We start from the raw sequence: 26,895 nt of genomic DNA, 5'->3' as shown, positions 1-26,895 counted from the left end.
GTGCTATTGCTGAGGCTACCTCACAATGAGCCCAACACACGACCTCGCGCTACCATTCCCGGCGTGCACGGACCCCGCGACGACCGCCCCGCCGCCGACCTCGACCTCGGCGACCTCGTGATGCGCGTCGCCCGCGACCTGCGCCGCCGCGGGATGGTGGCCTTCGAGCCCTACGACCTCGCGCCGCACCACGCCCGGGCGCTGCGCGTGCTCGCGCACCACGGCTCGATGCGCCTCGGCGAGCTCGCGCAGCACCTGCGGGTCGCGCCGCGCTCGGTCACGGACGTCGTCGACGCCCTCGAGGAGCGCGGCCTGGCTCGGCGCTCCCCCGACCCGGACGACCGCCGGGCGCAGGTCGTCACCGTCACCGACGAGGGTGGGGCGCTGCTCGGCCGGGTCGACACCGCCCGGCGCGAGGCCGCCGAGGCATCGTTCGCCCGGCTGCCGGCCGCCGACCGCGCGACGCTCCGCCGCATCCTCGAGCGCCTCGACGCCGACGCCTGACCCGGGAGCAGGGGTCCCGGGTCTGCGTCAGGTCAGGCGTCGGGGTCAGGGGCGGGTGACGAGGATGCCGTCCTCGTCGGCCCACAGGGTCGCGCCGGGGACGAAGTCGACCCCGCCGAACGCGACCGGCACGTCGACCTCGCCGACGCCGTCCTTGGCCGACTTGCGCGGGTTCGTCCCGAGCGCGAGCACGCCGAGCGGCAGGCCGCCGATGGCGACGGAGTCGCGCACCGCGCCGTGGACGACGACGCCCGCCCAGCCGTTCGAGACCGCCGAGCCGGCGATGAGGTCGCCGACGAGCGCCGACTCCAGCGAGCCCCCGCCGTCGACGACGAGCACCCGGCCCTCGCCGGGCGTGGCCAGCGTGGCCTTGACGAGCGCGTTGTCGCGGTGGCACCGGATGGTCGCGACGGGGCCGGTGAACTGCCGCCGCCCGCCGACGTGCCGCAGCTGCAGCGAGCAGGACTGCAGCGTGTCACCGTGCTCGTCGTAGAGGTCCGCGGTCGAGACCGCCACCTCGGGCACGCCGCTCACGACTGCGCCTTGACGGCCAGCACCGGGCACGGCGCCCCGAGCAGGACGCGCTGGGCGACCGACCCGAGGATGAGCTTGCCGACGGCGCTGCGGTGCCGCAGCCCGATGACGAGCACGGACGCACGGTGCGTCGTCGCCGCCTCGACGAGGGCCTCGGCGGCGTCGCCGCCCTCCTCGACCTGGACGACCTCGACGTCGACTCCGAGCTCGCGCACGTCGCGGTCGACGCGCTGGAGGTCGTCGGCCGGGGCGCGCCGGGCGTCGACGAGGACGTCGTCGCGCGACATGTTGAGCACGACGAGCGGCTCGGAGCGGCGCCGCGACTCCTCGACTCCGGCGCGGAGGGTGGCCTCGCCGAGGGCGTTGGGGACGTAGCCCACGAGAACGGTCATGCCGAGGGTCCTTGCCACTGGGAGACACCGGCGAGCGGGACGCCGGGGGGATGGGAGGTGCCGTCGTCGTCCGGCCCGTCGTCGTCGCCGCCACGCCGGCGGCCGAGCAGCTTCGACACGAGCGGCCAGAGCAGCACGGCGGCGATGAACGCGTAGCAGACCCAGGCGACCGGCCCGCCGACGAGACCCGAGACGTCGCCGCCGGTGATCTGCATCGACCGGCGCAGGTTCCGCTCGAACAGCGGCGTGAGGATCGTCCCCACGATCAGCGGCAGCACCGGAAGGCCGAAGCGCCGCATCGCGAACCCAAGAGCCCCGAGCACGAGGAGCAGGTAGAGGTCGAACGGCTGGCCCTGCACCGCGTAGGCCCCCATCGAGGCGAAGAAGAGGATCCCCGCGTAGAGGTAGGGCCGCGGGATGCGCAGCAGCTTCGCCCAGGTCGGCGCGAGCGGCAGGTTGAGCACGAGCAGGAAGAAGTTGCCGATGAAGAGGCTGGCCACGAGCATCCAGACGAGGTCGGGCTCCTTGGTGAGCAGCAGCGGCCCGGGCTCGATGCCGTAGGACATGAACGCGCTGATGATGATCGCCGCGGTCGCATTGGTCGGCAGGCCGAGGGCGAGCAGCGGCACCATCGTGCCGGCGGCCGAGGCGTTGTTCGCGGCCTCGGGGCCGGCGACGCCCTCGATGGCGCCCTTGCCGAACTCCTCGGGGTGCTTGGTCAGCTTGCGCTCGGTGAGGTACGAGAGGAACGTCGGGATCTCGGCGCCGCCGGCGGGGATGGCCCCGAAGGGGAAGCCCAGCGCGGTGCCGCGCAGCCACGGCTTCCACGAGCGTCCCCAGTCCTGCTTCGACATCCACGGGCGGCCGACGGGGATGACCGTGGCGGCCCTGCGGCGCAGGTGCGCCGCGACCCACAGGGCCTCGCCGACGGCGAAGATGCCGACGGCGACGACGACGACGTCGATGTTGTCGGCGAGGAAGGGGCTGCCGAAGGTCAGCCGCTGCTGGCCGGTGACGAAGTCGGTGCCGACCAGGCCGAGGGCCAGACCGATGAGCAACGCCGCGAACCCGCGCAGCCGGGAGCTGCCGAGGATGGCCGCAGTGCCGACGAAGGCGACGAGGATGATCGCGAGGAACTCGGGCGGGCCGAGGGAGATCGCGAAGTCGACGACCTGCGGCATCACGAAGACGATCGCGGCGGTGGCGATGGTGCCGGCGACGAACGAGCCGATGGCCGAGGTCGCGAGGGCCTGGGCCGCGCGCCCGGCCTTGGCCATCTTGTTGCCCTCGAGGGCGGTGACGACGGAGGCGGACTCACCGGGGGTGTTGAGGAGGATCGAGGTCGTCGACCCGCCGTACATGCCGCCGTAGAAGATGCCGCCGAAGAGGATGAGCGACTGCTCGACCGGCAGGCCGTAGGTCACCGGGAGCAGGAGGGCGACGGTCATCGCCGGCCCGATGCCGGGCAGGACGCCGACGGCTGTGCCCACGGTGACCCCGAGCAGCGCGATGAGCAGGTTCATCGGCGTGATGACGTCGGCGAAGCCGCCGAGCAGGGCGTTGACGTTGTCCATCAGAGGATCCCCTGGAGGATGCCGGCGGGCAGGTTGACCCCGAGCCCGATGGCGAAGCCGTAGAAGGTGACGAGCGACATCGCGATGCCGATCGCGAGGCCGCGGACGTGGTGGCGGTTGCCGAGCGCGAACGCCGACAGCGCGAAGAGCAGGGCGCCGCTGATCACCCAGCCGAGCGGCTCGATGAGCAGGGCGTTGAGGGCGAACGCACCCGCGAGCAGGCCGACCGTCCGCCAGTCGGCGCGCTGGCCGAGCTCGACGTCCTCGCCGGCCTCGGCCTCGCCGACCCCACCGCGCAGGACGTCGAGCGCGTAGAGGACCGAGACGAGCAGCAGGAGCCCGCCGACGATGAAGGGCAGGGCCCGCGGGCCGATCGGGTCGTTGCTGCTGGTCACGTGGCCGATTCGGCTCGCGTCGACGATCACGACGACCCCGACCAGGGCCAGGGCCGCGCACAGGCCGAGCTGCGCGCGGTCCCTGACCCGGCCGAGGGGACCCGCCCCGGAGGGCGTGGCGCCCTCCGGGACGGTGGTGGCCTCGGTGCTCATGTCAGGCCAGGCCGAGCGTCTGGAGGAGCTTGGCGACCTCGGCGTCCTGCGCCGTGAGGAAGGAGCCGAACTCGTCCCCGGTCTGGAAGGCATCGACCCAGCCGCGCTTCTCGAGCTCGGCCTTCCAGCCGGCCGAGGCGTGCATCTTCGTGAAGGCGTCGACCCAGGTGGCCTTGTCGGCGTCCGACAGGCCGGGAGGGGCGACGACGCCGCGCCAGTTGGTGAACTCGAGGTCGATGCCGCTCTCCTTGAGCGTCGGCACGTCCGGCAGGGCCGCCACGCGCTCGGCGCTGGTCACCGCGAGGATCTTGACGTCGCCGGCCTCGACCTGGTCGAGGAACTCGCCGAAACCGCTGGCGCCGAAGGCGATCTTCTTGCCGAGGATGGCCGGGAGCAGCTCGCCGCCACCGTCGTAGCTGACGTAGCTGACGGCCTTCGGGTCGATGCCCGCGGCCTGCGCGAGCTGCATCGGCAGGAGGTGGTCCGGGCCACCCGGGGACGAGCCGCCGCCGACGGCGAGGGACTTCGGGTCCGCCTTCCACGCCGCGACGAGCGAGGTGATGTCCTGGTACGGGGAGTCCTTGGGCACGACGATCGCGCCGGCCTCCTCGATGAGCTTGGCGATCGGGGTGGTCTCCGACAGCTTCGCCTGCGACTTCTGGGTGTACGCGGCGCCGACGACACCGAGGCCCATCTGCATCGCGAGCTTGCCGTTGCCCTTCTCGTTGACGACCCGCTGGAGGCCGACCGTGCCACCGGCGCCGGGGAGGTTGAAGACCTGGACGCTGCCGGTGATCTTCTCCTTCTCCATCACCTGGGCCGCGGTGCGCGCGGTCGTGTCGTAGCCGCCGCCGGGGCTGTTCGGGACCATGTACTGGAGGCCGGTCGCCGGGGCGCCACCACCGGAGGAGGACGCACCCCCGCTGGCCTGGTCCTTCGTGGCGCCGCAGCCGGTGAGGGCCAGCGTGGCCGCGACGAGCGCGCCGAGCGCGATGCGGTGGAGTCTCATCGTCGAGATCCCTTTCCTGTGGTGGAGTGGAACGCGATGATCGTGGGCGACCGGTGTGGAGCCTGTCGCGCTTTCGTCCGCAACGGAGGTTGAGTACATAGTGGTCACGCGCCGACGACGCCGGGCGACCCTCGCCGGGCAGCTCTTCGCGCTCCAGCTCGCGATCATCGTCGTCGTCCTCGTGGCGGTGGCGGCGGTCTCGCTGGCGCAGTCGGCGGCGACCTTCGAGCGCACCGAGGGGCGCCGCGTGTCGGCCCTCGGCGAGCAGCTGGCCGTCAACCCGCTCGTGCGCGCCAACCTCGACCAGCCCGAGTCCCGCACCGGCCTGGCGACGCTCGGGCTCGGGCTCGTCGCGCAGGCCAACGTCACGTCGGTGACCTTCGCCGAGCCCGACCTCGACGTCCGCGTCTCGACCGACCCCTCCCTCGAGGAGGAGCGCCTGCCCCTCGGCGACCCGCGCGTCGCCCGCGGCGGCAGCTGGTCGGGCACGCTCACCCTCGACGGGCGCGAGTACCTCGCCTCGCAGGTGCCGGTGCTCGCCGGTGACGACGACGACAAGGACCCCACGACGCCCACCCGCGCCGGTGAGCTGCTCGGCACCGTCATGGTCGCCGAGGAGGCACCGACGACGTGGGAACGGTTGCAGGGCACCAGCTCCTACCTGCTGACCTACCTCGGCATCGCGCTCGTCGTCGGCCTCGGCGGCTCGTGGCTGCTGTCGCGGCGCATCAAGCGGCAGACCCGCGGGATGGAGCCCCGTGAGATCGCGGGGCTCGCCGAGCACCGCGAGGCGATGCTCCGGGGCATCGCCGAGGGGGTCATCGCGCTCGACCCGCAGCACCGCATCACCCTCGTCAACGAGGTCGCGCGACGCCTGCTCGACCTGCCCGAGCACGCCGTCGGGACGTCGGTCGCCGACCTGCGGATCGAGGGCCGGCTGCGCGAGGTGCTCGTCGGCGAGAACCCCCGCGCGGTCAGCGACGCCTCCCCCGACGACCTCGTCACCGCGGCGCGCGACGAGGTCGTCATCCGGCGTGGGAGGGTGCTCGTCATGAGCACGATGCGGGTGGTCAGCGGCGACCGCGTGCTGGGCACGGTGACGACGATGCGCGACCGCACCGAGATGGCCGACCTCGAGCGCGAGATCGGCTCGTTCCGGTCGACGGCGCACGTGCTGCGTTCGCAGGCACACGAGTTCGCCAACCAGCTGCACACGATCAGTGGGCTCATCCAGATCGGTGAGCTCGACGAGGTCGTCCGCTACGTGGATGCCCTGAGCGAGCAGCGCACCGCCCTCGACCTCGTCGTCACGACGCTCGTCGGCGACCCCACCATCGCGGCGCTGCTCATGGCCAAGGCGGCGACCGCCAACGAGCGGCGCATCGACCTGACCATCGCCGACGACTCGCGCCTCGAGCGACTGGAGGCCCACGACGCCGCCGACGTCGCGACAGTGCTCGGCAACCTCGTCGACAACGCCTTCGAGCACGCGCCGAAGGGTTCTGCCACACCGCCGTCCGTGCGCGTGCGCATCCGGCAGGACGCGAGCACTGTCGAGATCGTCGTCGACGACTCGGGCCCGGGCGTGCCGGAGGAGCTGCGCGCCACCCTGTTCGAGCACGGCGTCACGAGCAAGCGCGTCGACCCGATGGAGCACGGCGTCGGGCTGGCCCTGACCCGGCTGGTCTGCCGGCGGCGCGGCGGCGAGATCGACGTCGAGCGCCTCGACGGCACGACCCGCTTCACCGCGCGGCTCGGGGTGTCCACGTTCGTCGACCCGTCGTCGCCGTCGGTCGTGGACCCCGTTGCGCCGCAGGGGGTCCGGCCGTGATCCGGGTGCTCGTCGTCGACGACGACTTCATGGTCGCGCGCATCCACGTGGGCTTCGTCGAGCGGACCGAGGGCTTCGAGGTGGTCGGCGTCGCGCACTCCGCCGCCGAGGCGGAGGAGGCCGTCGCGCGCCTGCGCCCCGACCTGCTGCTGCTCGACCTCTACCTGCCGGACCGCTACGGCCTGGACCTGCTCGCCGACCTGCGCGGCGGCCCGCACCCGTGCGACGCCATCGTCATCACCGCGGCCAAGGAGAGCGACTCGGTCCGGGCGGCCGTCCGCCTCGGCGTGGCCGACTACGTGCTCAAGCCCTTCGGGTTCGCCGACCTCGAGGAGCGGCTGCGCCGGTACGCCGGCCAGCGCTCGCTGCTCGCCCGGGCCGAGGTCGTCGGCCAGGAGGACGTCGACCGCGTGTTCCTCCGCGCCGCCGGCAGCGCCCAGCCGCTGCCCAAGGGCCTGAGCCCCGAGACCGCCCGGCTCGTCGAGGACGCGCTCAAGGCATCCACCGACGCCCTGTCGGCGAGCGAGGTCGCCGAGTCGGTCGGGATGTCGCGGGTCAGCGCCCGGCGCTACCTCGAGCACTTCAAGCAGGTCGGTCGGGCCGACGTCGCGCTGCGCTACGGCAGCACGGGGAGGCCCGAGCGCCGCTACCGGTGGGTCGGCTGAGCGATGGCCAACGCCCCGGCCGCCGGCCACGCCCTCGACGTCCTCGGCCTCATCGCGCGCCGTGGCGAGCCGGTGCCCGCCGCCGCCATCGCCCGCGACCTCGGCCTGCCACGCTCGAGCGTCTACCACCTGCTCGCCGTGCTCACCGAGCGCGGCTACGTCCGCCACCTGCCCGAGGAGCGCCGCTACGGCCTGGGCCTGGCCGCCTACGAGCTCGGGTCGGCCTACCAGCGGCAGGCGCCGCTCGAGCGGATGGCCCGCGGGCCGATGGACCGGCTCGTCGACGCCTGCGGGCACAACGCGCACCTCGCGGTGCTCCACGGCGGCGACGTCCTCTACGTCGTCGAGCAGCGAGCCCCCGGCCGGCCGCTGCTCGTCACCGACGTCGGCGTCCGGCTGCCGGCCCCGCTGACGGCCACCGGCCTCGCGATGCTCGCGGCGCTGCCGGCCGCCCAGGTGCGCGCCCTCTACCCCGACCGCACCGCCCTCGTGCAGCGCGACGGCCGCGGCCCGGCATCGACGACGCAGCTGCGGTCGTGGCTGCAGCAGGTGCGCCAGCGCGGCTACGCGCTCGAGGACGGCCTCGTGACACCGGGACTCGGGTCGGTGGCCGTCGCCGTCCTCGACGCCAACGACTACCCGGTGGCCGCCGTCGCCGTCACCTACCCGCAGGGCGACGTCGACGACGCCGAGCGCGAGCGCCTCGCCGCCGCCGTGCGCCGGACCGCGGCCTCGCTCGCCGCGCGGGTGGGACGCCCCCGGCCCGGTCCGCGGGCATAGCCTCGGGGGATGCGTGCCATCACCGTCCCCACCCCCGGAGGGCCCGAGGCCCTCGTCGTCTCCGACGTGCCGACGCCCGAGCCACGCGCCGGCGAGGTGCTCGTCCGCGTCGTCGCGGCCGGCGTCAACCGTGCCGACTCGATGCAGCGCCAGGGCCACTACCCGCCGCCGCCCGGCGAGTCCGAGGTCCCCGGGCTCGAGGTGAGCGGCGTCGTCGAGGCGCTCGGCGAGGGCGTCGACGGCTGGTCGGTCGGCGACGAGGTCTGCGCGCTGCTCGCCGGCGGCGGGTACGCCGAGCACGTCCGGGTGCCGGCGGGGCAGCTGCTGCCCGTGCCGGCCGGTGTCTCCCTCGAGGACGCCGCGGCGCTGCCCGAGGTCGCGTGCACCGTCTGGTCGAACGTCTTCCTCACCGCGAACCTCCAGCCCGGCGAGGTCTTCCTCGTCCACGGCGGCTCCTCCGGCATCGGCACGATGGCCATCCAGCTGGCCAAGGCCGTCGGGGCGCGCGTCGCCGTCACGGCCGGGTCGGCGGCCAAGCTCGACGCCTGCCGCGAGCTCGGCGCCGACGTGCTCGTCAGCTACCGCGACGAGGACTTCGTCGAGCGCGTCCGTGAGGCCACCGAGGGGCACGGGGCGGACGTCGTCCTCGACAACATGGGCGCGAAGTACCTCGGCCGCAACGTCGACGTCCTCGCTCCCAACGGCCGGCTCGTCGTCATCGGCCTCCAGGGCGGCCGGGTCGGCGAGCTCGACCTGGGGAAGCTCCTCGCCAAGCGCGGTGCCGTCATCGCGACGTCGCTGCGCGCCCGCCCCCACGCCGAGAAGGCGGCCATCGTCGCCGCGGTCCGCGAGCACGTCTGGCCGCTCGTCGAGGCCGGCACGGTCCGCCCGATCGTCCACTCCCGCCACCCGCTGGAGTCGGCGGCCGACGCGCACCGCGAGCTCGAGGAGAGCGGCCACATCGGCAAGATCCTCCTCACCGTCGGCTGAGCCCGGACGCCGGGGGGAGCGCGGCTCGGCCCGGGTGCGGTAGACATCGCGGATGCAGCTGACCGCCACGCTCCTCACGGCGCTCGTCGCCGCGATCCACGTCTACATCGTCGTCCTCGAGATGGCCCTGTGGACCCACCCCCGTGGGCGCGCAGCGTTCGGGCTGAGCCCGGAGCTCGCCGAGCAGACGAAGACGCTCGGGGCCAACCAGGGCCTCTACAACGGCTTCCTCGTCGCCGCGCTCGTGCTCGGGCTCGTCGGGCCGGCCGACCACAGGTTCGCGTTCGCGGTCTTCGGGCTGGCCTGCGTCGTCGTCGCCGGGCTCTACGGCGCTGCGACGGCGAGCCGGCGCATCCTGCTCGTCCAGGCCCTGCCGGGCGCGCTCGCCCTCGGCGCCACGCTCCTCGCCGGCTGACCCCGTCGGGCAGTCTCCGGCCCCCGCGACGCTCTTCTCCCGGCGACCTGCGCGGGTCCGGGTGCGGTCGCACGCGGATCCGCGCAGGTCGCGCGGAGGAGGCGGAGGGGCCCGGGGTCAGTTGACCTGGCGGTCGCGGCCCTCCCAGTAGGGCGCGCGCAGCTTGAACTTCTGCAGCTTGCCGGTGGCCGTGCGGGCGAGCTCGTCGCGGAACTCGACCGACGTCGGCGCCTTGTAGCCCGCGGCCTTCTCCTTGCACCAGGCGATGAGCTCGCCCTCGGTCACCGACTCCCCCGGCGCGAGCACGACGAGCGCCTTGATGGTCTCGCCCCACTTCTCGTCGGGCACCCCGATGACGGCGACCTCGGTGACGGCGGGGTGGCTGAAGATGACGTCCTCGACCTCGATCGAGCTGACGTTCTCGCCGCCGGTGATGATGACGTCCTTCTTGCGGTCCGAGATCGTCAGGTAGCCGTCGTCGCCGATGGTGCCGCCGTCGCCGGTGTGGAACCAGCCGTCCTCGAGCGCCCGCGCCGACTCCTCCGGCTGCTCCCAGTACCCCTCGAGGACGACGTTGGAGCGGGCGAGCACCTCGTGGTCCGGCGAGAGCGTGAGGGTCACCCCGAGCGCCGGCGCGCCGGCCCGGACGAGCCGCTCGGCGCGCTCCTCGACCGAGAGGTCGTCCCACTCGGCCCGGCGCCGGTTGATGGTCAGGAGCGGCGAGGTCTCGGTCAGCCCGTAGATCTGGATGAACTCCCACCCGAGCTCGCGCTCGACCCGCGCGACGGTCTTCGTGGGCGGCGGCGCGCCGGCGACGATGATGCGCACGCGGTCGCGCCCCGGCACCTCGCCCTCCCACGACTGGGCCGCCTCGAGCACCGCGTTGACGACGGCCGGCGCGGCACAGAGGTAGGTGACGCCGTGGTCGCGCACCCGGCGGAGGATCTCGGCGCCGTCGACCTTGCGCAGGACGACCTGCTTCACCCCGAGGCCGGTCGCGACGAACGGCATCCCCCAGCCGTTGGCGTGGAACATCGGCAGCGTGTGGAGGTAGACGTCGCGGTCCGACACGCCGGCGTGCAGGCCGAAGGTCAGCGCGTTGGTCCAGATGTTGCGGTGGGTGATCTGCACGCCCTTGGGCCGGGCGGTCGTCCCCGAGGTGTAGTTGATGGTCGCCGTCGCGTTCTCGTCCGGCTCCCACGGCCGCGGCTCGACGCCCTCCGGCGCGAAGAGCGCGTCGTCGTCGCCGAGGACGATGCGGTGCTCGGCCGTGACCGACGCGAGCGAGGCGTCGACCTCGGGGTCGACGAGGAGCACCCGGGCCCCGGAGTGCTCGACGATGTACCGCACCTCGTCGGGGCGCAGCCGGAAGTTGACGGGCACGAGGACGCGCCCCGAGCCGCACACCCCGAAGAACGAGACGAGCATCCGGGCGGCGTTGTGCGACACGATCGCCACCCGCTCGCCGACCTCGATGCCCAGCTCGTCGAGCCGCGCCGCCTGGCGGCGGGCGAGCGCCGCGACCTCCCCGTACGTGAGGTCCGGCAGCGGGTCCGCGACCTGGCTCGGCTCGTCGACGACACCGACCCGGTCGGCGTAGACCGTCCTCGCGCGGTCGATGAAGTCGGTCACGGTCATCGGGACGAGCATCGGGTCTCCTGACGTCATCGGCGGGTTGCCCCCGCCGCCCGGGGGTCGGACGGCCCGGCCATCCTCGGGGACGCGCGGCGCGCGCGCCACTGCCGGGTCGGGTGGTGGTCGCCCAGAGGTCGGGCCCGGCGCCGGACGGTCACCGCGAGCTCTCCGCATCCGCTTGACGACGCCCATGATACCCGGTATATATATCCGCATCATCCGGTAATACCCGGTATCACCAGCACGAGGGAGGCGTCGGATGTCGGTCCGGCTCGGACTCATGGCCCTGCTCGCCGAGGGCGACTCCTACGGCGCCCGGCTGCGCAGCGACTTCGAGGAGCGCACCGGCGGCACCTGGCCGCTCAACGTCGGGCAGGTCTACACGACGATCGAGCGGCTCGTGCGCGACGGCCTCGTCGAGCAGGCCGGCGAGGCCGACGCCGAGGGCCGGATCAGCTACCGGCTGACGGCCGCCGGCCGCGCCGAGCTCGACGCCTGGTGGACCACCCCGGTCGACCGCACGAGCACCCCGCGGGACGAGCTGACCATCAAGCTAGCCCTCGCCGTCACCGCCCCCGGGGTCGACGTCGCGGCGGTCGTCCAGGGCCAGCGCACCGCGACCCTGCGCCACCTGCGCGACCTGACCCGCCTCAAGCGGGACGCCCTCGACCGGGCGGAGGGGTCGGGCGAGGGCGTCCGGGAGGGCGCCGCCGAGGGCGGCGAGCAGGGTCTCGCCTGGCTGCTCGTCCTCGAGCACCTCGTCTTCGCGGCCGAGGCGGAGGTGCGCTGGCTCGACCACGTCGAGTCCGCCCTCGCCCGGCACGCCCGCAGGACCCCGGCCGGCCCCCGCCGCGCCGGCCACGACTCCGCCGGCGAGGTGCCGGCCCACCGGGAGGGGACCCACGCATGACCGCACCGCACGTCGTCATCTCCGACGTCACCCGCGTCCACGGCGAGGCCGAGACGCGCGTCGTCGCGCTCGACCACGTCTCGCTCGACATCCACGCCGGCGAGCTCGTCGCCGTCATGGGCCCGAGCGGCTCGGGCAAGTCGACGCTGCTCAACGTGGCCGGCGGCCTGGACCGCCCGACGTCGGGCACCGTGAGCATCGGCGGCGAGGAGATCGGGGGCCTCGCCCCCCGCGACCTCGCGCGGCTGCGCCGGCGTCGGATGGGCTTCGTCTTCCAGGACTACAACCTCATCCCGAGCCTCACGGCCGCCGAGAACGTCGCGCTGCCGCTCGAGCTCGACGGCGTCCGCGCCCGCCAGGCGCGCCGGCAGGCCCGCCGGACCCTCGACCTCATGGACCTCATGGCGCTCTCGGACCGCTACCCGGACCAGATGTCCGGCGGCCAGCAGCAGCGCGTCGCCATCGCCCGGGCCCTCGTCGGCAGCCGTCGCTTCGTCCTCGCCGACGAGCCGACCGGCGCCCTCGACAGCCACACCGGCGAGGACGTGCTGCGGGTCCTGCGCGAGCGCTGCGACGACGGCGTCGCCGGGCTGCTCGTCACCCACGAGGCGCGGCACGCCGCCTGGGCCGACCGTGTCGTCTTCCTCCGGGACGGCCGTGTCGTCGACTCCACGGGCGGCGCCGACGTCGCCGAGGACCTGCTGACCGGCGGCAGCGCGCGATGAGCACGCTCGCCCCCTCACGCCCGGACACCGACGGGTCCGGCTCGCCCGCGCCGGAGCCCGGCGACCCCGGCCGCCTCGCCCAGTGGCACTCGTCGTGGGCCGTCGCCCTGCGGATGGCCCGCCGCGACGTCCGCCGGCACCGCGGTCGCAGCGCGCTCGTCGTCGTCATGGTGCTCCTGCCGACGCTGCTCCTCTCGGCCGTCGTCACGCTGGCCTACACCTCCGACGTCAGCGGCGCCGAGCGCATCCCGCAGACGGTCGGCACCGGGCAGGCCCTCCTCGAGTGGCCCGACGTCAGCCGCACCGTCCAGCTGCCCGACCCCGGCGCCGGCTTCTCGTCGGTCGACCAGGACGCCCGGCCCGTCCCCGGCTTCGACCGGGAGGCCTCGACCTTCGCGAACGCCGACGCCGTGTCGCGCCTGGTCGACGCCCCCGTCACCCCGTTCGAGCGGTGGTCGGCCCGCACCACCCTCGGCGAGCGCCGCCTCTCCCTCGACGGGCTCTCGCTCGACGGCGCGGTCGGGCTCGGCGAGAAGCTCGAGCTCGTGTCCGGCCGCTGGCCGGCCGCGCCGTCGTCCGACCCGGCCACCCCGGCCGAGGTCCTCGTCACCCCGGTGGCCATCAGCCGCGGTGTGCCGCAGCAGGGCTCGTTCGAGGTGACGGTCGAGGGCACGACGCGGACGGTCACGGTCGTCGGCGTCGCCCGGGCCCAGGACCTCTACTCGCAGCCCGCCCTCGTCACCGCCGCGCCGCTCGTGCCGGCGGCCGCCGTCGGCAACGGCGGCTGGATCGTCCTCGGCACGGACCCCGTCACCTGGCCGGAGGTGCGCACCCTCGGTGAGTACGGCTTCCGCGTCACCTCCGCCGACGCGCTGCTCCACCCGCCGGCCGAGAGCGCCTACCCCGCCGAGCTGCAGGCGCAGGCCGGCGACGAGACCCAACGGATGGGTCTCCTGGTCGGTCTCGCCGCCGTCATGCTGCTCGTCTCGACGACCCTGCTCGTCGGACCGGCGTTCGCGGTGAGCGCGACCCGCCAGCGCCGGACCCTCGCCCTCGCCGCGAGCAACGGCGCCCACACGCCGGTGCTGCGCCGGACGGTCCTCGCGCAGGCCCTCGTCCTCGGGGCGGTCAGCGCCGTGGCCGGGGTCGGTCTGGGCGTCGGCGGGGCCTGGCTCGTGCGGGCCGCGACCGCGGACCAGGCCTACCCGCCGTTCGGCGGCCCGTTCGACGTCCGCTGGGGGATGCTCGCCGGCGTCGCGGCCTGCGCGGTCGCCTCGACCTTCGTCGCCGCGCTGGTGCCGGCCCGCCGGCTCGGCCGGCTCGACATCGTCGGCGTGATGCGCGGGCAGAGCGTCTCGCCGCGCCCCAGCCTCGTCGTCCTCGGCCTCGGAGTCGTCCTCGCGCTCGTCGGCGGGGTGCTGACCCTCGGCGGCACCGGCGTCGTCGACCTCTCCGGGGTCACGGGCAACCTGTTCGCCGGGTCGGGCGAGACGCTCGTCGTCGTCGGCGCGTTCGTCCTCATCGTCGGCTCGCTGCTGCTCGTGCCCGTCGTCCTCGCGGGCGTCGGCCGGCTCGGCACGCACCTGCCGACGTCGCTGCGGATGGCCGCGCGCGACCTCGCCCGGCACCGCGCCCGCAGCGCGCCGTCCGTCGCCGCCGTCCTCGCGGTCGTCGCCGGCCTGACCTTCGGCCTCACCGGGCTCGAGAGCGACACCGAGCAGCGACGGATGGAGTACCTGCCGACGACCATCCCCGGCGAGGTCGTCGTCAGCGCCTACAGCGAGACCCCCCTGACGGCAGACGCGATCCGGTCGGCCGCACCCGGCGCCGTGGTCGCGGCCAACCCCGTCTTCGTCGGCGACACCCAGCAGATGCAGGAGGTCCCGACGACCGAGCCCTACGACGCCCGCTTCGTCAGCGTCGTGCCGGCCGGGTGCGAGGTGACCGACACCCTCGGCTACCTCACCGACTCGGCGAAGGGCCCGCAGTGCTCCGTGGCCGGCTCGCTGGCCAACGGCTCGGGCACCGTCCTCACCCTCCCGGCCGACGAGCTCGTGCGCCGCACGGGGGTGACCGGCGCCGCGGCCGCACAGGTCCGGGACGGCGCCGTCGTCCTCCTCGGCGGGTCCGGTGGCACGGTCCGGGTCGCGCAGGGCACCTACCGCGTCGACCCCCAGGCCGAGACGGTGCAGGCGCCGCGGGCCACGGTCACCTCCGACGCGCAGGTCCCGGCCGTGCGCCTGCCGCTGACCAAGGAGTCGGCGGGGCGGCTGCTCGGGGCGTCGATGGCCGTCGCCGCCGGCACCCCGCTCACGCGCGGCTGGGACACGACGACGCCGTCGTGGACCGTGCGCGAGGCCGACGGCAGCGCCGTGCCCGACGCGACCGTCGACCGGCTGGCCGAGCGCCTCGGCGACGAGGTCGGCGTCCAGCGCGAGGACGGCTTCCAGCGCGAGGACCGGATGGTCGTCGCCATCCTCCTCGCGGTCTTCGGCCTGCTCATCCTCGTCGTCGTCCTCACGTCGACGGCGCTGACGCTGGCCGAGCAGCAGACCGACCAGGCGACGCTCGCCGCCCTCGGCGCGACGCGCGGCACCCGGCGGGTCATGGCGGCGGCCGAGGCCTTCGTCCTCGCCGCGGTCGGCTGCGCCCTCGGGGTCGCGGTCGGGCTCGTGCCGGGCATCGCCATCGCCCGACCGCTGACGGCGGTCGGCTGGGACCCGCTGACCCAGGCCTCGCGCGACGGCCAGAGCGTGCTCGTCATCCCGTGGGCGGACCTCGCGACGGTCGGGCTGCTCGTCCCCGTCCTCGCGGCCCTGCTCGCCGCGGCCGGCATCCGCCGGGCTCCCCAGGTCACCCGCCGGGCGACCTGAGCCACACACCCCTGGCAGGGGGACGCCCCCGCCCGCGCCTCTCCGGCGGCGGGCGGGGGCATCGTGCGCGAGGCGGTAGAATCGTGCGTTGCACAGGGTCCTCGTGCGCCGTTGGAGGCGGGTTCGGCGCACACCCGCTCCGCCCTACCCGGGCGCAGGATCCCTCGAAGGCAGAACCCCCGTGTCACCCATCGCCAGCTACCGGCGCCTGTTCTCGCTCGCCGGCCCCCTCTACGTCCTCGTCGCGTTCGTCGGGCGCCTGCCCCTCGCGATGAGCCAGATGGGCACCCTCCTCCTCGTCTCGGGGACGACCGGCTCCTACGGCCTCGGCGGCGCCGCGGCCGGCGGGCTCGCCGTGGCCAACGCCGTCGGCGCCCCGGTCGCCGGCTCGCTCGCCGACCGGATCGGCCAGCGTCCCGTCGTGCTCGTCCAGTCCCTCGCCGGCGGCGCCGGGCTGCTGCTCCTCGTGGCCCTCGCCCACGGCGGCGCCGTCCCCGGGTTCGTCGTCGCGTCGGCCGCGCTCGCCGGGCTGCTCATGCCGCAGGTGGGGCCGCTGGCCCGCGTCCGGTGGCGCCCCCTCACCCGGCACCAGGGCGCGCAGCAGCCGCGGCTCATGGAGACCGCCTTCTCGTACGAGGGCGCCGCCGACGAGGCGTCCTTCGTCATGGGCCCGGCGCTCATCGGCGTCCTCGCGGTGCTCGCCAGCCCGTCGGTGGCGCTCGTCGTCGCGGCGCTGCTGCTCCTCGGCTTCGGCACGGCGTTCGCGGTGCACCCCACCGCCGCCCTGACCCACGCGCACCGGCCCGCGGCCGGCCTCGCAGGCCGCCTCGTCACCGCGACGTTCGTCGTGCTCCTGCTCGCGCAGCTGCTCATCGGGGTCGTCTTCGGGTCGGTGCAGACCGGCACGACGGTGCTGACGACAATCGCCGGCCAGCCGGGGCTCGCCGGCCTGGTCCACGCGACGCTCGGCGTCGGGTCGGTCATCGCCGGGCTCGCGGTCGCCGGCCTCCCGGCGCGCTTCACCGTCCCCTCGCGCGTGCTCGTCGCGGCGACCGGCCTCGCGGTGCTCAGCGCGCCGCTGCTCCTCACCGACTCGGTGCCGCGGCTCTTCCTCGTCGTCCTCGTCCTCGGCTTCGTCATCGCGCCGTACATGATCAGCGTCTTCATGCTCGGCGAGCGCGCCGTGCCGCCCGCCCGCATCGGGGCGGCGATGACCCTGCTCGCGTCGACGACCGGGCTCGGCTACGCGATCGGGTCCGCCGTCGCGGGGCGGGTCGCCGACGTCCACGGCCACACCGGCGCCTTCGCCGTCACGGTCATCGCGGGCGTCCTCGCGGCCCTGCTCGCGGTGTTCGGGCAGCCGCTCCTGCGCCGGGCCACCCCGGCCCCGCCGGCCGCCACCCCGCCCGCGACGCCCTCCCCCGCCGCCGCCTGACCCCACGCGTATCGGGTGACCCGATACCGCTGCGCTCCACCCGACAACCGTTCTCGGGTACAGCGCGGTCGTATCGGGTGACCCGATACGCACGTGACTCGGGTGGCGGCCGGGGGGCTCGGTGACCGGGCGGGTTCGACGAACTCTCGACGAGGTGCATCCGTCGACGGGGTGTCGGTGGAAGAGGGGGTGTCACTACCCCTCTCCGGAAGGAACGTCATGCGACGAGCCCTCGCCGCCACCGCCGTCGTCGCGGTCGCCGCGCTCCCCCTCGCCCTCACGACCCCGGCCCACGCCGCGGACGACGCCAGCGTCGTCGTCGTGCACGGGGTTCCCGACCTCACGGTCGACGTGTACGGCAGCGCCGACACGACGTACAGCGCCGACGAGGCCCTCCTCGAGGACTTCGAGCCGGGCACGGTCACCGACCCGGTGAAGCTCCCCGCCGGCACCTACAACCTCGCGGTCTTCCCCGCCGGCGACGACCCGATCGGCGACCCGGCCATCGAGGCCACGGACGTCGAGGTCCCCGCCGGCGCCAACATCAGCGTCGTCGCCCACCTCGACGCCGACGGCAACCCGACCCTGACCCCCTTCGTCAACGACGTCGACCCCGTCGCCGCGGGCCAGGGCCGTCTCGTCGTGCGGCACACCGCCGCCGCCCCGGCCGTCGACGTGCTCGCCGGTGGCGAGGCCGTGTTCAGCGGCCTGACCAACCCGAACGAGGACAGCGCCGACCTCCCGGCCGGCACCGTCTCGGCGGCCGTCGCCCTCGCGGGCACGACCGACCCGGTCATCGGCCCGGCGGACGTCGACGTGGCCGAGGGCACCTCGACCATCGTCTACGCCTGGGGCTCGGCCGAGGACGACAACCTCGCCCTCGCCGTGCAGACGATCGGCGGCCTGCACTCCTCGCCGTCCGGCGTCCCGTCGGGCACCGCCGAGCTGCCGGCCGACAGCACCCCGGCGCTGCTGCTCGGCGCCGCCGGTCTCGCCACCCTCGCCGCGGTCGGGATGGGTCTGCGCGCGCGTCGCAGCCGCGTCTGACCGCACGGTCGACCCCACGGCGGGCGGCGCCGCACCCGGCGCCGCCCGCCCGTCCGTGACCACCCCCGACCCAGGAGTCGTCGATGTCCGGCTCGCCCTCCGGCCGCGGCTGGCGCCTCGGCGCCGTGCTCGCCGCACTGGTCGCGCTCGCCTGTGTCGTCACCCTCGCCGTCCGCGTCGTCACCGCGCCGGCCGACGTCGAGGGGGACGGCCTCGCCGCGCTGCGACCCGCGACGAGCCCGTCGGCCTCGCCCGCGACCTCCCCCACCACCGGCCCCGCCCCCACCCCGTCGCTGCGGGCCACCGCCCGCGCCGCCGACCTGGAGTCGGCGCGCTCCGGCGACCGCGCCGCCCCGCCGGTCCGGTTGCGCATCCCCGACCTCGGGGTGGCGGCCGACGTCCGGCCGGTCGGGGTCCAGGACGACGGCGCCATGGTCATCCCCGCGGCCCCGACGAGCGTCGGCTGGTACCGCTACGGCGCCGCGCCCGCGACGCCCGAGGGCCACACCGTCATCGCCGGCCACGTCGCCACCCGCGAGGACGGGCCGGGCGCGCTCGCCCCGCTCGCCGGGGCTCGGGAGGGGATGCGCGTCGAGGTCACCGACGCCGACGGCGTGGAGCACACCTACGAGGTCACCGGCCGGGAGTCGGTGCGCAAGAAGGCCCTTCCCGTCGACGAGATCTTCGCTCGGGACGGCGCCCCACGGCTCGTGCTCATCACCTGCGGCGGCGAGTACCTCCCCGAGCTGCGGGCCCACCGCGACAACGTCGTGGTCACGGCGGCCCCGGTGGGCTGAGGCGCGCCGTCAGGCCGGCTCGACCGAGAGCACGTCACCGGGCTGGCAGCCCAGGACGTCGCAGACGGCGGTCAGCGTGCTGAACCGGATGGCCTTGGCGCGGTCGTTCTTGAGGACCGAGAGGTTGACGACGGTCACGCCGACGGCCTCGGCGAGCGCGGCGAGGGTCATCCCCCGCTCCTCGAGCAGCCGGTCGAGGTGGCAGACGACGCGGTGCGGTTCCTCGACCGGCATCAGACGAGGCCCTCGACGTCGTCACGCAGCTGCGTGCCCACCCGGAACGCCTCTGCGACGAGGGCGAGCACCATGCCGCCGAGCATCGGCAGCCAGGGGACCTCGACGAGCGCCCCCGGTCCGCCGGTGCCGAGGTCCGCACCCGAGAGCAGCGCGAGGTCGGTGGTCACCCGGGCGAACCACACGACCGGCACCCCGAGCGCGAGCAGGAGGGCGAGGCCCCGCAGCCGGGAGACGTTCCTCGGGTCGAAGGCGTCACCGGCGGCCACCCCCCGCATCAGCCGCTGGACGAGGAGGCAGCCGACCGCGACGAGCACGGTGAGCGCGACCCCGGGCAGCAGGTCGAGCAGGCGCTGCCCGACCCCGGCACCCGTGAGCAGCACGTCGTACTCGCCGTCGCCGTACCGCGTCCCCACGGCATCGAGGGTCGGCACGACGACCGGGCCGACGGTGCCGACGGCCAGCGGCTCGCCCGCGACCCAGTCGAGCACCGGTCCGACGACGCCGGCGAGCGCAGCGGCGGCCGTCACGAGGACGAGCAGGGCCGTCAGGCCCCATCGGTCCGACCGGTCGAACCGCCAGAGGTTCGACGAGAGGCTGGGACGACCGGCCATGGCGGGCTCCTTCACATCGACTGTCGATCTGTTATCGACAGACGATATGCATATCGAAAGTCGATGTCAACGGCCGTCGGGTGACCGTACCCTTCGCGGACGGGAAGCGAGCCGTCCGGGGCAGGATGGGGTCATGACCGACCAGCCCCGCAGCGACCAGTCCGACGACGACCGCCGCCAGGTGCCCGCCACCGTCGTCGGCGACCCCGACCGCGTCGTCGTCGTCACGCCCGACGGGATGGGTGTCGCCGACCGCACCCCGCAGGACGACGACGCCAGCACCGCCGACGACGGCCCGCGCAACCCGGCCGACCTCGTCGAGCAGCCGGCCAAGGTGATGCGCATCGGGTCGATGGTCAAGCAGCTCCTCGAGGAGGTACGCAGCAGCCCGCTCGACGACCGCGGCCGCGCCCGCCTCGCCGAGATCCATGACCGCTCGATCGCCGAGCTCAAGGACGGCCTCGCCCCCGAGCTCGTCGCCGAGCTGGAGCGGATCGCCCTGCCGTTCAAGGACGACCAGCCCTCCGACGCCGAGCTGCGCATCGCCCAGGCCCAGCTCGTCGGCTGGCTCGAGGGCCTCTTCCACGGCATCCAGACCGCGCTCGTCGCCCAGCAGATGGCCGCCCAGGCACAGCTGCAGCAGATGCGGGCACTGCCGCCGGGGATGCAGCCCGGTCGCGGCCACGGCCCCCAGGGCCCGGGCGGCATGCCCGGGATGCCGTCCGCCCCGGGCGAGGGCCACGCCGAGGGCACGGGCCAGTACCTCTGACACCAGCCCCGGGCCGCTCGCTCAGGCCGCCTCCTCGCGGCGCGGCAACGAGAGCGCCAGCGCCGCCCCGGGGAGCGCCGCCAGCGCGATGACGGCGAGCGCGACCCGGGGCACCCCGACGAACGGCTGGACCAGCAGCACGAGCAGCACCCCGCCCAGGTTGCCGGCCAACAGCAGGACGGCGGTGGCGGTGCCCGAGCGGGCGACGCCGACGTGCGCCTCGGACCACTCGAGCGCCACGGGCAGCCCGGCGAGCAGGACGAACCCGAGCACCGCGAGCAGGACGCCGGCCACCACCGGGGCGTTGGTCACGACGAGCAGCGCGAACACCGTTGCCGTGCAAGCGGTCGCGCCGACGAGGAACGCCCGGCGACGCCGCCGGGCCGCCACCGGGCCGGGGAGCAGCGCCGCCCCGAGCACGCCGGCCACCGTCGTCACGGCGATGAGCGGCCCGCCGCTGCCCGGGCGCCCGAGACCCGTCATCACCGGGTCGAGCCAGGTCGCGAGCGCGTTGAAGACGCCGACCCCGACGAGCAGCAGGCCGGCCAGCCGCCAGAGCAGCGGCTCGTGGCGCAGCCAGGCCAGGCCGTGGCTGTCGCGCGCGCCGACCGGGGCGAGCGTGGCGACGCGCAGCATCCCGAGGACGGCGAGCGCCGCGACGACGGCGAGGCCGGCGTGCGCTCGCAGCAGCAGCGGCAGCCCGCCGGCCGCGACGAGCGGCGCCCCGCCGAGCGCGCCGACCAGCACCCCGACGAACTGCGCCGCCGACCCGACGGAGATGGCCGTCGTGCGCTGGTGCGCCGCGAAGGCCCGGGCCGCGAGCGTCGTCGTGGCCGTGAGGACGAGCGGCTGGGCCACCGACGCGAGCAGCTGCCCGGCCAGCTGCCACCCGTAGGACCCGGGGTCGACGAGCCGGACCAGCGCACCGGCCGCCGTGAGGAGCGCCCCCGCGGTGAGGGTGGGGTGGAGCGAGCGGTCGACGAACCGCCCTGCGGGGAGGGCGAGCACGACGAAGAGCAGCGGATTGACGACGGCCAGGTCGCCGACCAGTCCCTCCGAGACGCCGAGCGCCCGGGCCGACTCCACGGTGACCGGCGCGAAGGTCAGCCACAGCACCTGGGTCGTCGCGACGAGCAGCGCGAAGGCGCCGAGCAGCCCCCACCGGGTCCACCCGGCCGACGGGGCGGCCTGCGCCGCAGCGCCGCTCACGCGGGCACCGGGGTCTCACGCAGGGTGCGCAGCGGCGACAACCATCCGTAGACCGCGGCCAGGACCCCGACCGAGACGATGGCGACCATCGCCCCGCGCGTGCCGAGGACACCGGCCACCGCGCTCGCCCCCAGCGCACCGCTCGTCCAGCCGACACCGAACGAGAGCATCCGGCCGGTCGTGTTGACCCGGCCGAGGAGGTGCTCGGGGGTCGCCTGCTGGCGGTAGGTGATCGAGGTGAGGACGACCGCCTGGTAGGCGATGCCCCAGCCGACCATCGCGACGACCGCGACGACGAACGACGACGTCGTCGCGACGACGAGCCCGGCCGCCGCCGACACCAGCAGGGCGAGCAGCGTGGCGCGCGGCATCGAGAACCGCCGGTGCAGCCGTGGGGTGAGCGTCGCGGCGACGATGCCCCCGATGCCCCACGCCGCGAACACGGCCCCGAAGCGCCAGCCGCTCGTGCCCACGCCGAGCAGTCGGTCGGCGTAGGGCACCGACAGCGCCATGAAGCCGGCCCCCGACAGCGACTGGAGGAAGCCGATGACCGTCTGCGAGCGGACCCCGGGGTGGTCGAGGAGGAAGCGCAGCCCGACCCGCACCTCGTCGGCGACGGCGCGGGGGCTGATCGGCGGCAGGTCGCGGGCACCCGAGAGCCGGGCGGCGATGCCGACGACGGCCGCGGCCGAGGCGAGGAAGCTCAGCGCGTCGACGCCGAGGAGCAGCGCCGGGTGCAGGGCGGCGAGGAGGACGCCGGCGAGCATCGGCATCCCGAGGTCGAGGAGCGAGCCGAACCCCCAGATCGCGGCGTTCGCCGGGCCGAGGCGCTCGCGGCCGACGATGGCCGGCAGCGCCCCGAACGCGGCGCCGTCGAAGAAGACGAAGCAGGCCTGGGTGATAAACCCGGCGACGAGCGCGTGGCCGACGGTGAGGAGACCGAGCTCGTGGGCGAGCGGCACCGACCCGATGGCCAGCGCGCTCGCGACGTCGGCCGCGACCATGACGCGGCGGCGGTCGAGGCGGTCGGAGATGGCCCCGGAGACGAGGCCGAGGAGGAGGTAGGGCAGGCCCTCGACGAGGGTGACGAGGGCGGTGAGCGCGGGGCTGCCGCTCAGCCGGTAGACGAGCACCGGCAGGGCGACCGCCGTGACGAGCGTGCCGGCGGTCGAGACCTGCCGGGCCAGCCAGAACCGGCGGAAGTCGGGCTCGCGGTGCAGCGGCACGACGGGCACGACGGCGCTCACGAGGCCCTCCGCACCGTGACGACGACCGGGCGGCCGAGGAGGAACAGGCGCCCGTCGCGACGCTCGACGGCGAGGACGAGGAGGAGCTCGAGGACGAGCTTGACGGTGAGGACGACCAGGGCGAGGCCGCGCTCCTGGCCGGCGGTCAGCCGGGTGACGTCGTCGTTGCTGCCGACCCCCTGAGCGACGAGCGGCACGAAGAGCGCAGCGTAGGCGAGGGCCATCCGGGCGTAGGCCCGCACGAAGTCCCCGATGCCGAGGGGGCGGCGCTCGCGCAGCCGCCCGGCGCCGGCCCAGCCGGCCGCGACGAACCCGAGCCCGCCGAGGACGAGAACCGTCAGCCACGGGCTGCGCAGCGGCGCGACGGGCAGCACGGTGGCGAGCCCGACGAGGAAGGGTACGAGGGCGAAGCCGCCGTAGTGCACCGCGAAGAACAGCGTGCCGAAGGAGCGGGCGCGGCTGCGGCCGTCCGCGTCGCGCGAGAGCAGCGCGCGGGCGAGCGTCCAGACGTAGATCGTCACGACCTCGAGCGCCAGCCAGAGCCACACGTCGCCGTAGCCGATGGCGCCGGTCGCCACCGCGAGCATCGGCGCGCCGTTGACGACGACGACCGTCGCGGCGAGCAGCGCCCGGGCCGCGGCGCGCGGCATCCCGGCGGTGAGGCGCAGGACCAGCTGGAGGCCGAGCACCCGGCCAAGGCCGGTGAGGACGACGTTCACGCGCCCCCCGCCCGGCCGTCGGCCCGCGGTCGGGGCGGCGTCGTCGGCACCCGCGGAGTCTACGAGCCGTGGTCGGGCCCTGTCGCCGATCGCGCCGGACCGGTAGGAAGGTGGGCGTGCCCGACGCCGTGCGCCCCGACGCCTCCTCCGCCGCCCCCTCCGCCGATCCCTCCTCCGATCCCTCCTCCGACGGCTCGATGATGCGGGCCGTCGTCTACGACGCCCCGCGCGAGCTCGAGGTGCGCTCGGTCCCCCGGCCGGTGGCCGGCCCGGGCGAGGTCGTCGTCGACGTCGACCTCGCCGGGCTGTGCGGCACCGACCTGCACCTGCACGAGGGCGGGTTCTTCGCCGGCTTCCCGCTGACGCCGGGGCACGAGGCCACCGGCACGGTGCGCTCGGTCGGGGACGGCGTGACGCACGTGCGTCCCGGGCAGCGGGTCGCGGTCGACAACGCGTCGTCCTGCGGCCGGTGCCGGGAGTGCTCGCGCGGCAACCACCTGTTCTGCGAGCACTTCCACTCGCTCGGCGTCAACGCGCCCGGCGGGTTCGCCGAGTCGCTGCTCAGCCCGGCGCACAAGGTCTACCCGGCCGACGACCTCGACCCCGAGCTCGCCGTCCTCGCCGAGCCGCTGGCCTGCGCGGTGCACGGGATGGACGTCCTCGGGCTGCGGCCCGGGGCCGACGTGCTCGTCGTCGGGGCCGGCACGACCGGGCTGCTGCTCTCGCAGCTGCTCCTGCACGGCGGGGCCGGGCGCGTGACGGTCGCCGCGCCGACGCCGTTCAAGCTCGAGCTCGCCGACGCGTACGGCGTCGACCGGGTCGTGCGGGTGACCCGGGACGCCGACGAGACCTCGCGGACGCTGGCCCGGCTGCAGCCCGACGGGTTCGACGTGACGGTCGACGTCACCGGGGCCGCGTCGGTCGTCGGGATGCTGCCCTCGCTCACCGCGGCGAACGGCACCGTGTTCGTCTACGGGATGTGCGACGAGGACGCCCGGGTGCCGCTGCGCCCGTACGACGTCTTCCGGCGGCAGCTGACGGTCAAGGGGTCGTTCGCGCAGGTCGACTGCCTCGACCGCGCGCTGGCCCTGCTGCGCTCGGGCCGGGTGCGGACCGAGGGTCTCGTGACGCATCGGTTTCCGCTCGCCGGCTACCACGAGGCCCTCGAGACGCTCCGCTCGGACCCGACGAGCCTCAAGGTGCTGCTCGAGCCGCAGCGCTGACCCGGGCGCGGCGACGCGTTCCCGGCGCACCCGGCGGGCCCGGCGCACCCGGCGGCCCGCCGCTCGTACGGTGGGCGCATGGCACCCGATCTCGCCTCGCTGCGGCTGCTCGCCGACATCGCGCGCCTGGGCGGCATCGCGGCCGCCGGTCGCGCGCACGGCATCACGCAGCAGTCGGCGTCCGAGCGGCTGCGCGCCCTCGAGGCCGACGTCGGGCTCGACCTCGTGACGCGGGGGCGCTCCGGCTCGGCGCTGACCCCGACCGGTCGCCTCGTCGTCGAGTGGTCGGCCGACCTCCTCGCCCGCGCCGAGGACCTCGACGAGGCCCTGGCGACGCTGCGACGCGACCGCTCCCGCGAGCTGCGCGTCCACGCGAGCCTCACCGTCGCCGAGACCGTCCTGCCCCGCGTCCTCGTCCGGGCCCGCCGCGAGTCGGTCGCCGACGTCACCCTGCACGCCACGAACTCCGCCGCGGTCGTCGATGCCGTGCGCTCCGGCGCGGCGGACCTCGGGTTCGTCGAGGGGCCCGTGCCGCTCGAGGGCCTCGGGCACCGCGGCGTGGGCGTCGACGAGCTCGTCCTCGTCGCCGCGCCCGACGACCTCTGGGCCCGCCGCCGCCGGCTCCTCGTCGCCGAGGACCTGGCGACGCGCGCGCTGAGCAGCCGGGAGGAGGGCTCGGGCACCCGGCGCGTCTGGGAGGCCGCGCTCGAGGAGGCCGGCGTCGTCCCGCCCCCGCCGGAGGCGGTGTTCGACACGACGACCGCCCTGCTCGCCTCCGTCGCCGCCGGCCGGCCGCCGGCGTTCGTCAGCCGTCGCTCGGCGGCGCACCTCGTCGACGCCGGGGACCTCGTCGTCGTCACGACGACGGGGCTCGCGCTGCGCCGCGCGCTGACCGCCGTGTGGCAGGGCGGCCGGCTCCCCGCCCGGGGACCGGCGCGCGACCTCGTCACCCTGGTGGCTGCTGCGCTGCGCCCGGACCCGTCACAGGCCACGCCTGTCACCTGACAGGGACGCGGGGGCTGGCCGGGGCCCGTCCGGGCGGGGAGGCTCGGACCATGACCGCCCACGTGTCCACGAGCCCGGCGCCGGCGACCCCGGCCACGGCCGCGACGCCGCCCGCCACGACGCCTGTCACGACGACCCGGTCCCTCCCGCCGCCCGGACCCGTCTGGTACCCCGCGGTGATGGGCACCGGGATCCTCGCGACGCTGCTCCAGGCGCACGCCGGCGGTGCCCGTCCGCTGCACGACGCCGCGCTCGTCGTCCTCGTCCTCGGCTGGACGGCCCTCGTCGGGCTGACCGCGGCGTTCGCGGTCCGGTGCGCGAGGCGGCCGGGCACGCTGCGGGCGTCGGTGACCGATCTCGCGACGCTGCCGTCGTGGGGCACGGTGTCGATGGGCCTGCTGGCCGTCGGCGCGGCGACGCTCGCGGTGCTCCCCGCCGCCGGAGTCGGCTCGCTCGTCGACCCCGTCGTGGTCGACGCGGTCCTCTGGACGGCCGGGACGCTCCTCGGGCTCGTGACCGCGCTCGGCTTCGCGGCGCTGCTCGTCCGCGGGCACCCGGGTCCGCCGTCGCCGGCGTGGGGCCTGCCGGTCGTGCCGCCGATGGTGTCGGCGACGACGGGTGCGTCCCTCGTGCCGCACCTCGGAGCCGGCGGGCCGCGGCTGCTCCTCGTGCTGCTCGCGTGGACATGCTTCGCCGTCGCCCTCGTCCTCGGCTCGCTCGTCTTCGCCGTGGTCTACCACCACCACTGGCGGGTCAGCCCGCTCGACCCCGCGGTCGCGCCGTCGGCCTGGATCCCGCTCGGCATCGTCGGCCAGTCGACCGCGGCGGCCGTCTCGCTGTCGGCGGCCTCGGCGGGGCTGCTCACCCCCGAGGCCGCCGTGCTCGCGCACCGGGTGGCCGTCGGGTACGGGCTCGTCACCCTCACCGTCGGGGCGCCGCTGGCCACGTGGGCCCTCGTCGTCACGGTGCGCGCCTTTCTGTCGCGCATCGCGTTCACGCCGGGATGGTGGGCGCTCACCTTCCCCGTCGGCACGCTGTCGCTGGGCGCGCACCAGCTCGGCCGGGCCACCGGGTCGCCGGCTCTGGAGGTGGTGGGCGCCGGCTTCCTCGTCGTCCTCTGCGGCACCTGGACCCTCTGCGCGACGCTGTCGCTGCGGGCGCTCGGGGCATCCGTCCGCACGGCGGGGTGACGCCGGGGCGCGCCGGCCGAC

27 protein-coding genes are annotated in these 26,895 nt (G+C 75.3%); 16 read left to right on the top strand and 11 right to left on the bottom strand.

What is annotated here, in order from left to right:
• Positions 1-63: 63 nt before the first annotated feature.
• Complete coding sequence (locus J3473_RS05500) at positions 64-504, top strand: MarR family winged helix-turn-helix transcriptional regulator (protein WP_242525702.1); 441 nt, start codon at positions 64-66, stop codon at positions 502-504.
• Between the two features lie 45 nt (positions 505-549).
• On the opposite strand, the gene rraA is transcribed toward J3473_RS05500, so the two are convergent.
• From rraA to J3473_RS05475, 5 genes are read right to left on the bottom strand one after another with little or no spacing between them, the layout of a single operon-like run.
• A complete protein-coding gene (gene rraA / locus J3473_RS05495; RefSeq protein ID WP_207022553.1) occupies positions 550-1,020 on the bottom strand; it encodes a ribonuclease E activity regulator RraA in 471 nt (156 codons plus the stop codon).
• 14 nt (positions 1,021-1,034) lie between these two features.
• Complete coding sequence (locus J3473_RS05490) at positions 1,035-1,430, bottom strand: universal stress protein (RefSeq protein WP_207022254.1); 396 nt, start codon at positions 1,428-1,430, stop codon at positions 1,035-1,037.
• Positions 1,427-3,004: a tripartite tricarboxylate transporter permease gene (locus J3473_RS05485; RefSeq protein ID WP_207022253.1), complete on the bottom strand. Its 1,578-nt coding sequence runs from the start codon at positions 3,002-3,004 to the stop codon at positions 1,427-1,429. Before J3473_RS05485 ends, J3473_RS05490 begins: the two co-directional genes overlap by 4 nt.
• Complete coding sequence (locus J3473_RS05480; protein ID WP_207022252.1) at positions 3,004-3,552, bottom strand: tripartite tricarboxylate transporter TctB family protein; 549 nt, start codon at positions 3,550-3,552, stop codon at positions 3,004-3,006. The genes J3473_RS05485 and J3473_RS05480 overlap by 1 nt, the downstream gene beginning before the upstream one ends.
• Position 3,553: 1 nt before the next feature.
• On the bottom strand, positions 3,554-4,561 hold the full coding sequence (locus tag J3473_RS05475; RefSeq protein ID WP_207022251.1) for a tripartite tricarboxylate transporter substrate binding protein: 1,008 nt from the start codon (positions 4,559-4,561) through the stop codon (positions 3,554-3,556).
• Between the two features lie 100 nt (positions 4,562-4,661).
• On the opposite strand from J3473_RS05475, the gene J3473_RS05470 reads away from it, so the two are divergent.
• Genes J3473_RS05470 through J3473_RS05450 form a run of 5 tightly spaced genes read left to right on the top strand, consistent with a single transcriptional unit; the run spans position 4,662 to position 9,242 of the window.
• Complete coding sequence (locus J3473_RS05470; RefSeq protein ID WP_242525700.1) at positions 4,662-6,392, top strand: ATP-binding protein; 1,731 nt, start codon at positions 4,662-4,664, stop codon at positions 6,390-6,392.
• Positions 6,389-7,057 (top strand): response regulator, encoded by a 669-nt coding sequence (locus J3473_RS05465; protein WP_030526348.1) that lies wholly within the window; start codon positions 6,389-6,391, stop codon positions 7,055-7,057. The genes J3473_RS05470 and J3473_RS05465 overlap by 4 nt, the downstream gene beginning before the upstream one ends.
• A 3-nt stretch (positions 7,058-7,060) precedes the next feature.
• Positions 7,061-7,837 (top strand): IclR family transcriptional regulator, encoded by a 777-nt coding sequence (locus J3473_RS05460; protein ID WP_207022249.1) that lies wholly within the window; start codon positions 7,061-7,063, stop codon positions 7,835-7,837.
• 9 nt (positions 7,838-7,846) lie between these two features.
• Positions 7,847-8,827 (top strand): NAD(P)H-quinone oxidoreductase, encoded by a 981-nt coding sequence (locus tag J3473_RS05455; protein ID WP_207022248.1) that lies wholly within the window; start codon positions 7,847-7,849, stop codon positions 8,825-8,827.
• Between the two features lie 52 nt (positions 8,828-8,879).
• Positions 8,880-9,242 carry a DUF1304 domain-containing protein gene (locus J3473_RS05450; RefSeq protein WP_207022247.1) on the top strand — a complete coding sequence of 121 codons (363 nt, stop codon included), beginning with the start codon at positions 8,880-8,882 and terminating at the stop codon, positions 9,240-9,242.
• Between the two features lie 117 nt (positions 9,243-9,359).
• Here J3473_RS05450 and J3473_RS05445 read toward each other — a convergent pair whose 3' ends face one another.
• A complete protein-coding gene (locus tag J3473_RS05445) occupies positions 9,360-10,880 on the bottom strand; it encodes an AMP-binding protein (protein ID WP_242525699.1) in 1,521 nt (506 codons plus the stop codon).
• 256 nt (positions 10,881-11,136) lie between these two features.
• Here J3473_RS05445 and J3473_RS05440 point away from each other — a divergent pair, with 256 nt between their 5' ends.
• The 6 genes from J3473_RS05440 to J3473_RS05415 all read left to right on the top strand — a co-directional run bounded on the left by J3473_RS05440 (position 11,137) and on the right by J3473_RS05415 (position 18,664).
• Entirely contained in the window at positions 11,137-11,787 is a 651-nt protein-coding gene (locus tag J3473_RS05440; protein WP_207022245.1) for a PadR family transcriptional regulator, read from the top strand.
• On the top strand, positions 11,784-12,512 hold the full coding sequence (locus J3473_RS05435; protein WP_030526342.1) for an ABC transporter ATP-binding protein: 729 nt from the start codon (positions 11,784-11,786) through the stop codon (positions 12,510-12,512). The genes J3473_RS05440 and J3473_RS05435 overlap by 4 nt, the downstream gene beginning before the upstream one ends.
• The gene (locus J3473_RS05430; protein ID WP_207022244.1) at positions 12,509-15,385 is read left to right on the top strand and encodes an ABC transporter permease; all 2,877 of its coding nucleotides are present in this window, start codon (positions 12,509-12,511) and stop codon (positions 15,383-15,385) included. Before J3473_RS05435 ends, J3473_RS05430 begins: the two co-directional genes overlap by 4 nt.
• Before the next feature lie 181 nt (positions 15,386-15,566).
• Entirely contained in the window at positions 15,567-16,820 is a 1,254-nt protein-coding gene (locus J3473_RS05425) for an MFS transporter (RefSeq protein ID WP_207022243.1), read from the top strand.
• Positions 16,821-17,039: 219 nt separating this feature from the next.
• Positions 17,040-17,867 (top strand): DUF4397 domain-containing protein, encoded by an 828-nt coding sequence (locus tag J3473_RS05420; RefSeq protein ID WP_207022242.1) that lies wholly within the window; start codon positions 17,040-17,042, stop codon positions 17,865-17,867.
• An 83-nt stretch (positions 17,868-17,950) separates the two neighbouring features.
• Positions 17,951-18,664 (top strand): class F sortase, encoded by a 714-nt coding sequence (locus J3473_RS05415; RefSeq protein ID WP_207022241.1) that lies wholly within the window; start codon positions 17,951-17,953, stop codon positions 18,662-18,664.
• A gap of 9 nt (positions 18,665-18,673) precedes the next feature.
• Here J3473_RS05415 and J3473_RS05410 read toward each other — a convergent pair whose 3' ends face one another.
• Entirely contained in the window at positions 18,674-18,898 is a 225-nt protein-coding gene (locus J3473_RS05410) for a helix-turn-helix transcriptional regulator (protein WP_030526337.1), read from the bottom strand.
• On the bottom strand, positions 18,898-19,512 hold the full coding sequence (locus tag J3473_RS05405; protein ID WP_207022240.1) for a DUF2975 domain-containing protein: 615 nt from the start codon (positions 19,510-19,512) through the stop codon (positions 18,898-18,900). The genes J3473_RS05410 and J3473_RS05405 overlap by 1 nt, the downstream gene beginning before the upstream one ends.
• A gap of 133 nt (positions 19,513-19,645) precedes the next feature.
• Here J3473_RS05405 and J3473_RS05400 point away from each other — a divergent pair, with 133 nt between their 5' ends.
• Positions 19,646-20,281 (top strand): bacterial proteasome activator family protein, encoded by a 636-nt coding sequence (locus J3473_RS05400; RefSeq protein WP_242525698.1) that lies wholly within the window; start codon positions 19,646-19,648, stop codon positions 20,279-20,281.
• Positions 20,282-20,302: 21 nt separating this feature from the next.
• Here J3473_RS05400 and J3473_RS05395 read toward each other — a convergent pair whose 3' ends face one another.
• From J3473_RS05395 to J3473_RS05385, 3 genes are read right to left on the bottom strand one after another with little or no spacing between them, the layout of a single operon-like run.
• Positions 20,303-21,490, bottom strand: coding sequence for an MFS transporter (locus J3473_RS05395; protein ID WP_207022239.1), 1,188 nt, complete (start codon positions 21,488-21,490; stop codon positions 20,303-20,305).
• Positions 21,487-22,737 (bottom strand): MFS transporter, encoded by a 1,251-nt coding sequence (locus J3473_RS05390; protein WP_207022238.1) that lies wholly within the window; start codon positions 22,735-22,737, stop codon positions 21,487-21,489. Before J3473_RS05390 ends, J3473_RS05395 begins: the two co-directional genes overlap by 4 nt.
• Entirely contained in the window at positions 22,734-23,456 is a 723-nt protein-coding gene (locus J3473_RS05385; RefSeq protein ID WP_207022237.1) for a DUF6498-containing protein, read from the bottom strand. The genes J3473_RS05390 and J3473_RS05385 overlap by 4 nt, the downstream gene beginning before the upstream one ends.
• Before the next feature lie 116 nt (positions 23,457-23,572).
• Here J3473_RS05385 and J3473_RS05380 point away from each other — a divergent pair, with 116 nt between their 5' ends.
• From J3473_RS05380 to J3473_RS05370, 3 genes are all read left to right on the top strand, one after another.
• Entirely contained in the window at positions 23,573-24,679 is a 1,107-nt protein-coding gene (locus J3473_RS05380; RefSeq protein ID WP_207022236.1) for a zinc-dependent alcohol dehydrogenase family protein, read from the top strand.
• Positions 24,680-24,757: 78 nt separating this feature from the next.
• Complete coding sequence (locus J3473_RS05375; RefSeq protein WP_207022235.1) at positions 24,758-25,684, top strand: LysR family transcriptional regulator; 927 nt, start codon at positions 24,758-24,760, stop codon at positions 25,682-25,684.
• Between the two features lie 50 nt (positions 25,685-25,734).
• Positions 25,735-26,874 (top strand): TDT family transporter, encoded by a 1,140-nt coding sequence (locus J3473_RS05370; RefSeq protein WP_207022234.1) that lies wholly within the window; start codon positions 25,735-25,737, stop codon positions 26,872-26,874.
• Positions 26,875-26,895: the final 21 nt, after the last annotated feature.

The sequence above is a fragment of the Phycicoccus sp. DTK01 genome, assembly GCF_017312765.1.
Lineage (GTDB): Bacteria > Actinomycetota > Actinomycetes > Actinomycetales > Dermatophilaceae > Phycicoccus > Phycicoccus jejuensis.
This window is presented reverse-complemented; position numbering and strand designations above follow the sequence as displayed.

Excerpts from the sequence above, each read along its gene's own strand:
- J3473_RS05375 (WP_207022235.1), top strand. The coding sequence starts at position 24,758 with ATGGCACCCGATCTCGCCTCGCTGCGGCTGCTCGCCGACATCGCGCGC.
- J3473_RS05400 (WP_242525698.1), top strand. The coding sequence starts at position 19,646 with ATGACCGACCAGCCCCGCAGCGACCAGTCCGACGACGACCGCCGCCAG.
- J3473_RS05420 (WP_207022242.1), top strand. The coding sequence starts at position 17,040 with ATGCGACGAGCCCTCGCCGCCACCGCCGTCGTCGCGGTCGCCGCGCTC.
- J3473_RS05485 (WP_207022253.1), bottom strand. The coding sequence starts at position 3,004 with ATGGACAACGTCAACGCCCTGCTCGGCGGCTTCGCCGACGTCATCACG.
- J3473_RS05440 (WP_207022245.1), top strand. The coding sequence starts at position 11,137 with ATGTCGGTCCGGCTCGGACTCATGGCCCTGCTCGCCGAGGGCGACTCC.
- J3473_RS05445 (WP_242525699.1), bottom strand. The coding sequence starts at position 10,880 with ATGACCGTGACCGACTTCATCGACCGCGCGAGGACGGTCTACGCCGAC.
- J3473_RS05405 (WP_207022240.1), bottom strand. The coding sequence starts at position 19,512 with ATGGCCGGTCGTCCCAGCCTCTCGTCGAACCTCTGGCGGTTCGACCGG.
- J3473_RS05435 (WP_030526342.1), top strand. The coding sequence starts at position 11,784 with ATGACCGCACCGCACGTCGTCATCTCCGACGTCACCCGCGTCCACGGC.
- J3473_RS05455 (WP_207022248.1), top strand. The coding sequence starts at position 7,847 with ATGCGTGCCATCACCGTCCCCACCCCCGGAGGGCCCGAGGCCCTCGTC.
- J3473_RS05370 (WP_207022234.1), top strand. The coding sequence starts at position 25,735 with ATGACCGCCCACGTGTCCACGAGCCCGGCGCCGGCGACCCCGGCCACG.
- J3473_RS05430 (WP_207022244.1), top strand. The coding sequence starts at position 12,509 with ATGAGCACGCTCGCCCCCTCACGCCCGGACACCGACGGGTCCGGCTCG.
- J3473_RS05475 (WP_207022251.1), bottom strand. The coding sequence starts at position 4,561 with ATGAGACTCCACCGCATCGCGCTCGGCGCGCTCGTCGCGGCCACGCTG.
- J3473_RS05415 (WP_207022241.1), top strand. The coding sequence starts at position 17,951 with ATGTCCGGCTCGCCCTCCGGCCGCGGCTGGCGCCTCGGCGCCGTGCTC.
- J3473_RS05490 (WP_207022254.1), bottom strand. The coding sequence starts at position 1,430 with ATGACCGTTCTCGTGGGCTACGTCCCCAACGCCCTCGGCGAGGCCACC.
- J3473_RS05480 (WP_207022252.1), bottom strand. The coding sequence starts at position 3,552 with ATGAGCACCGAGGCCACCACCGTCCCGGAGGGCGCCACGCCCTCCGGG.
- J3473_RS05450 (WP_207022247.1), top strand. The coding sequence starts at position 8,880 with ATGCAGCTGACCGCCACGCTCCTCACGGCGCTCGTCGCCGCGATCCAC.
- J3473_RS05460 (WP_207022249.1), top strand. The coding sequence starts at position 7,061 with ATGGCCAACGCCCCGGCCGCCGGCCACGCCCTCGACGTCCTCGGCCTC.
- J3473_RS05410 (WP_030526337.1), bottom strand. The coding sequence starts at position 18,898 with ATGCCGGTCGAGGAACCGCACCGCGTCGTCTGCCACCTCGACCGGCTG.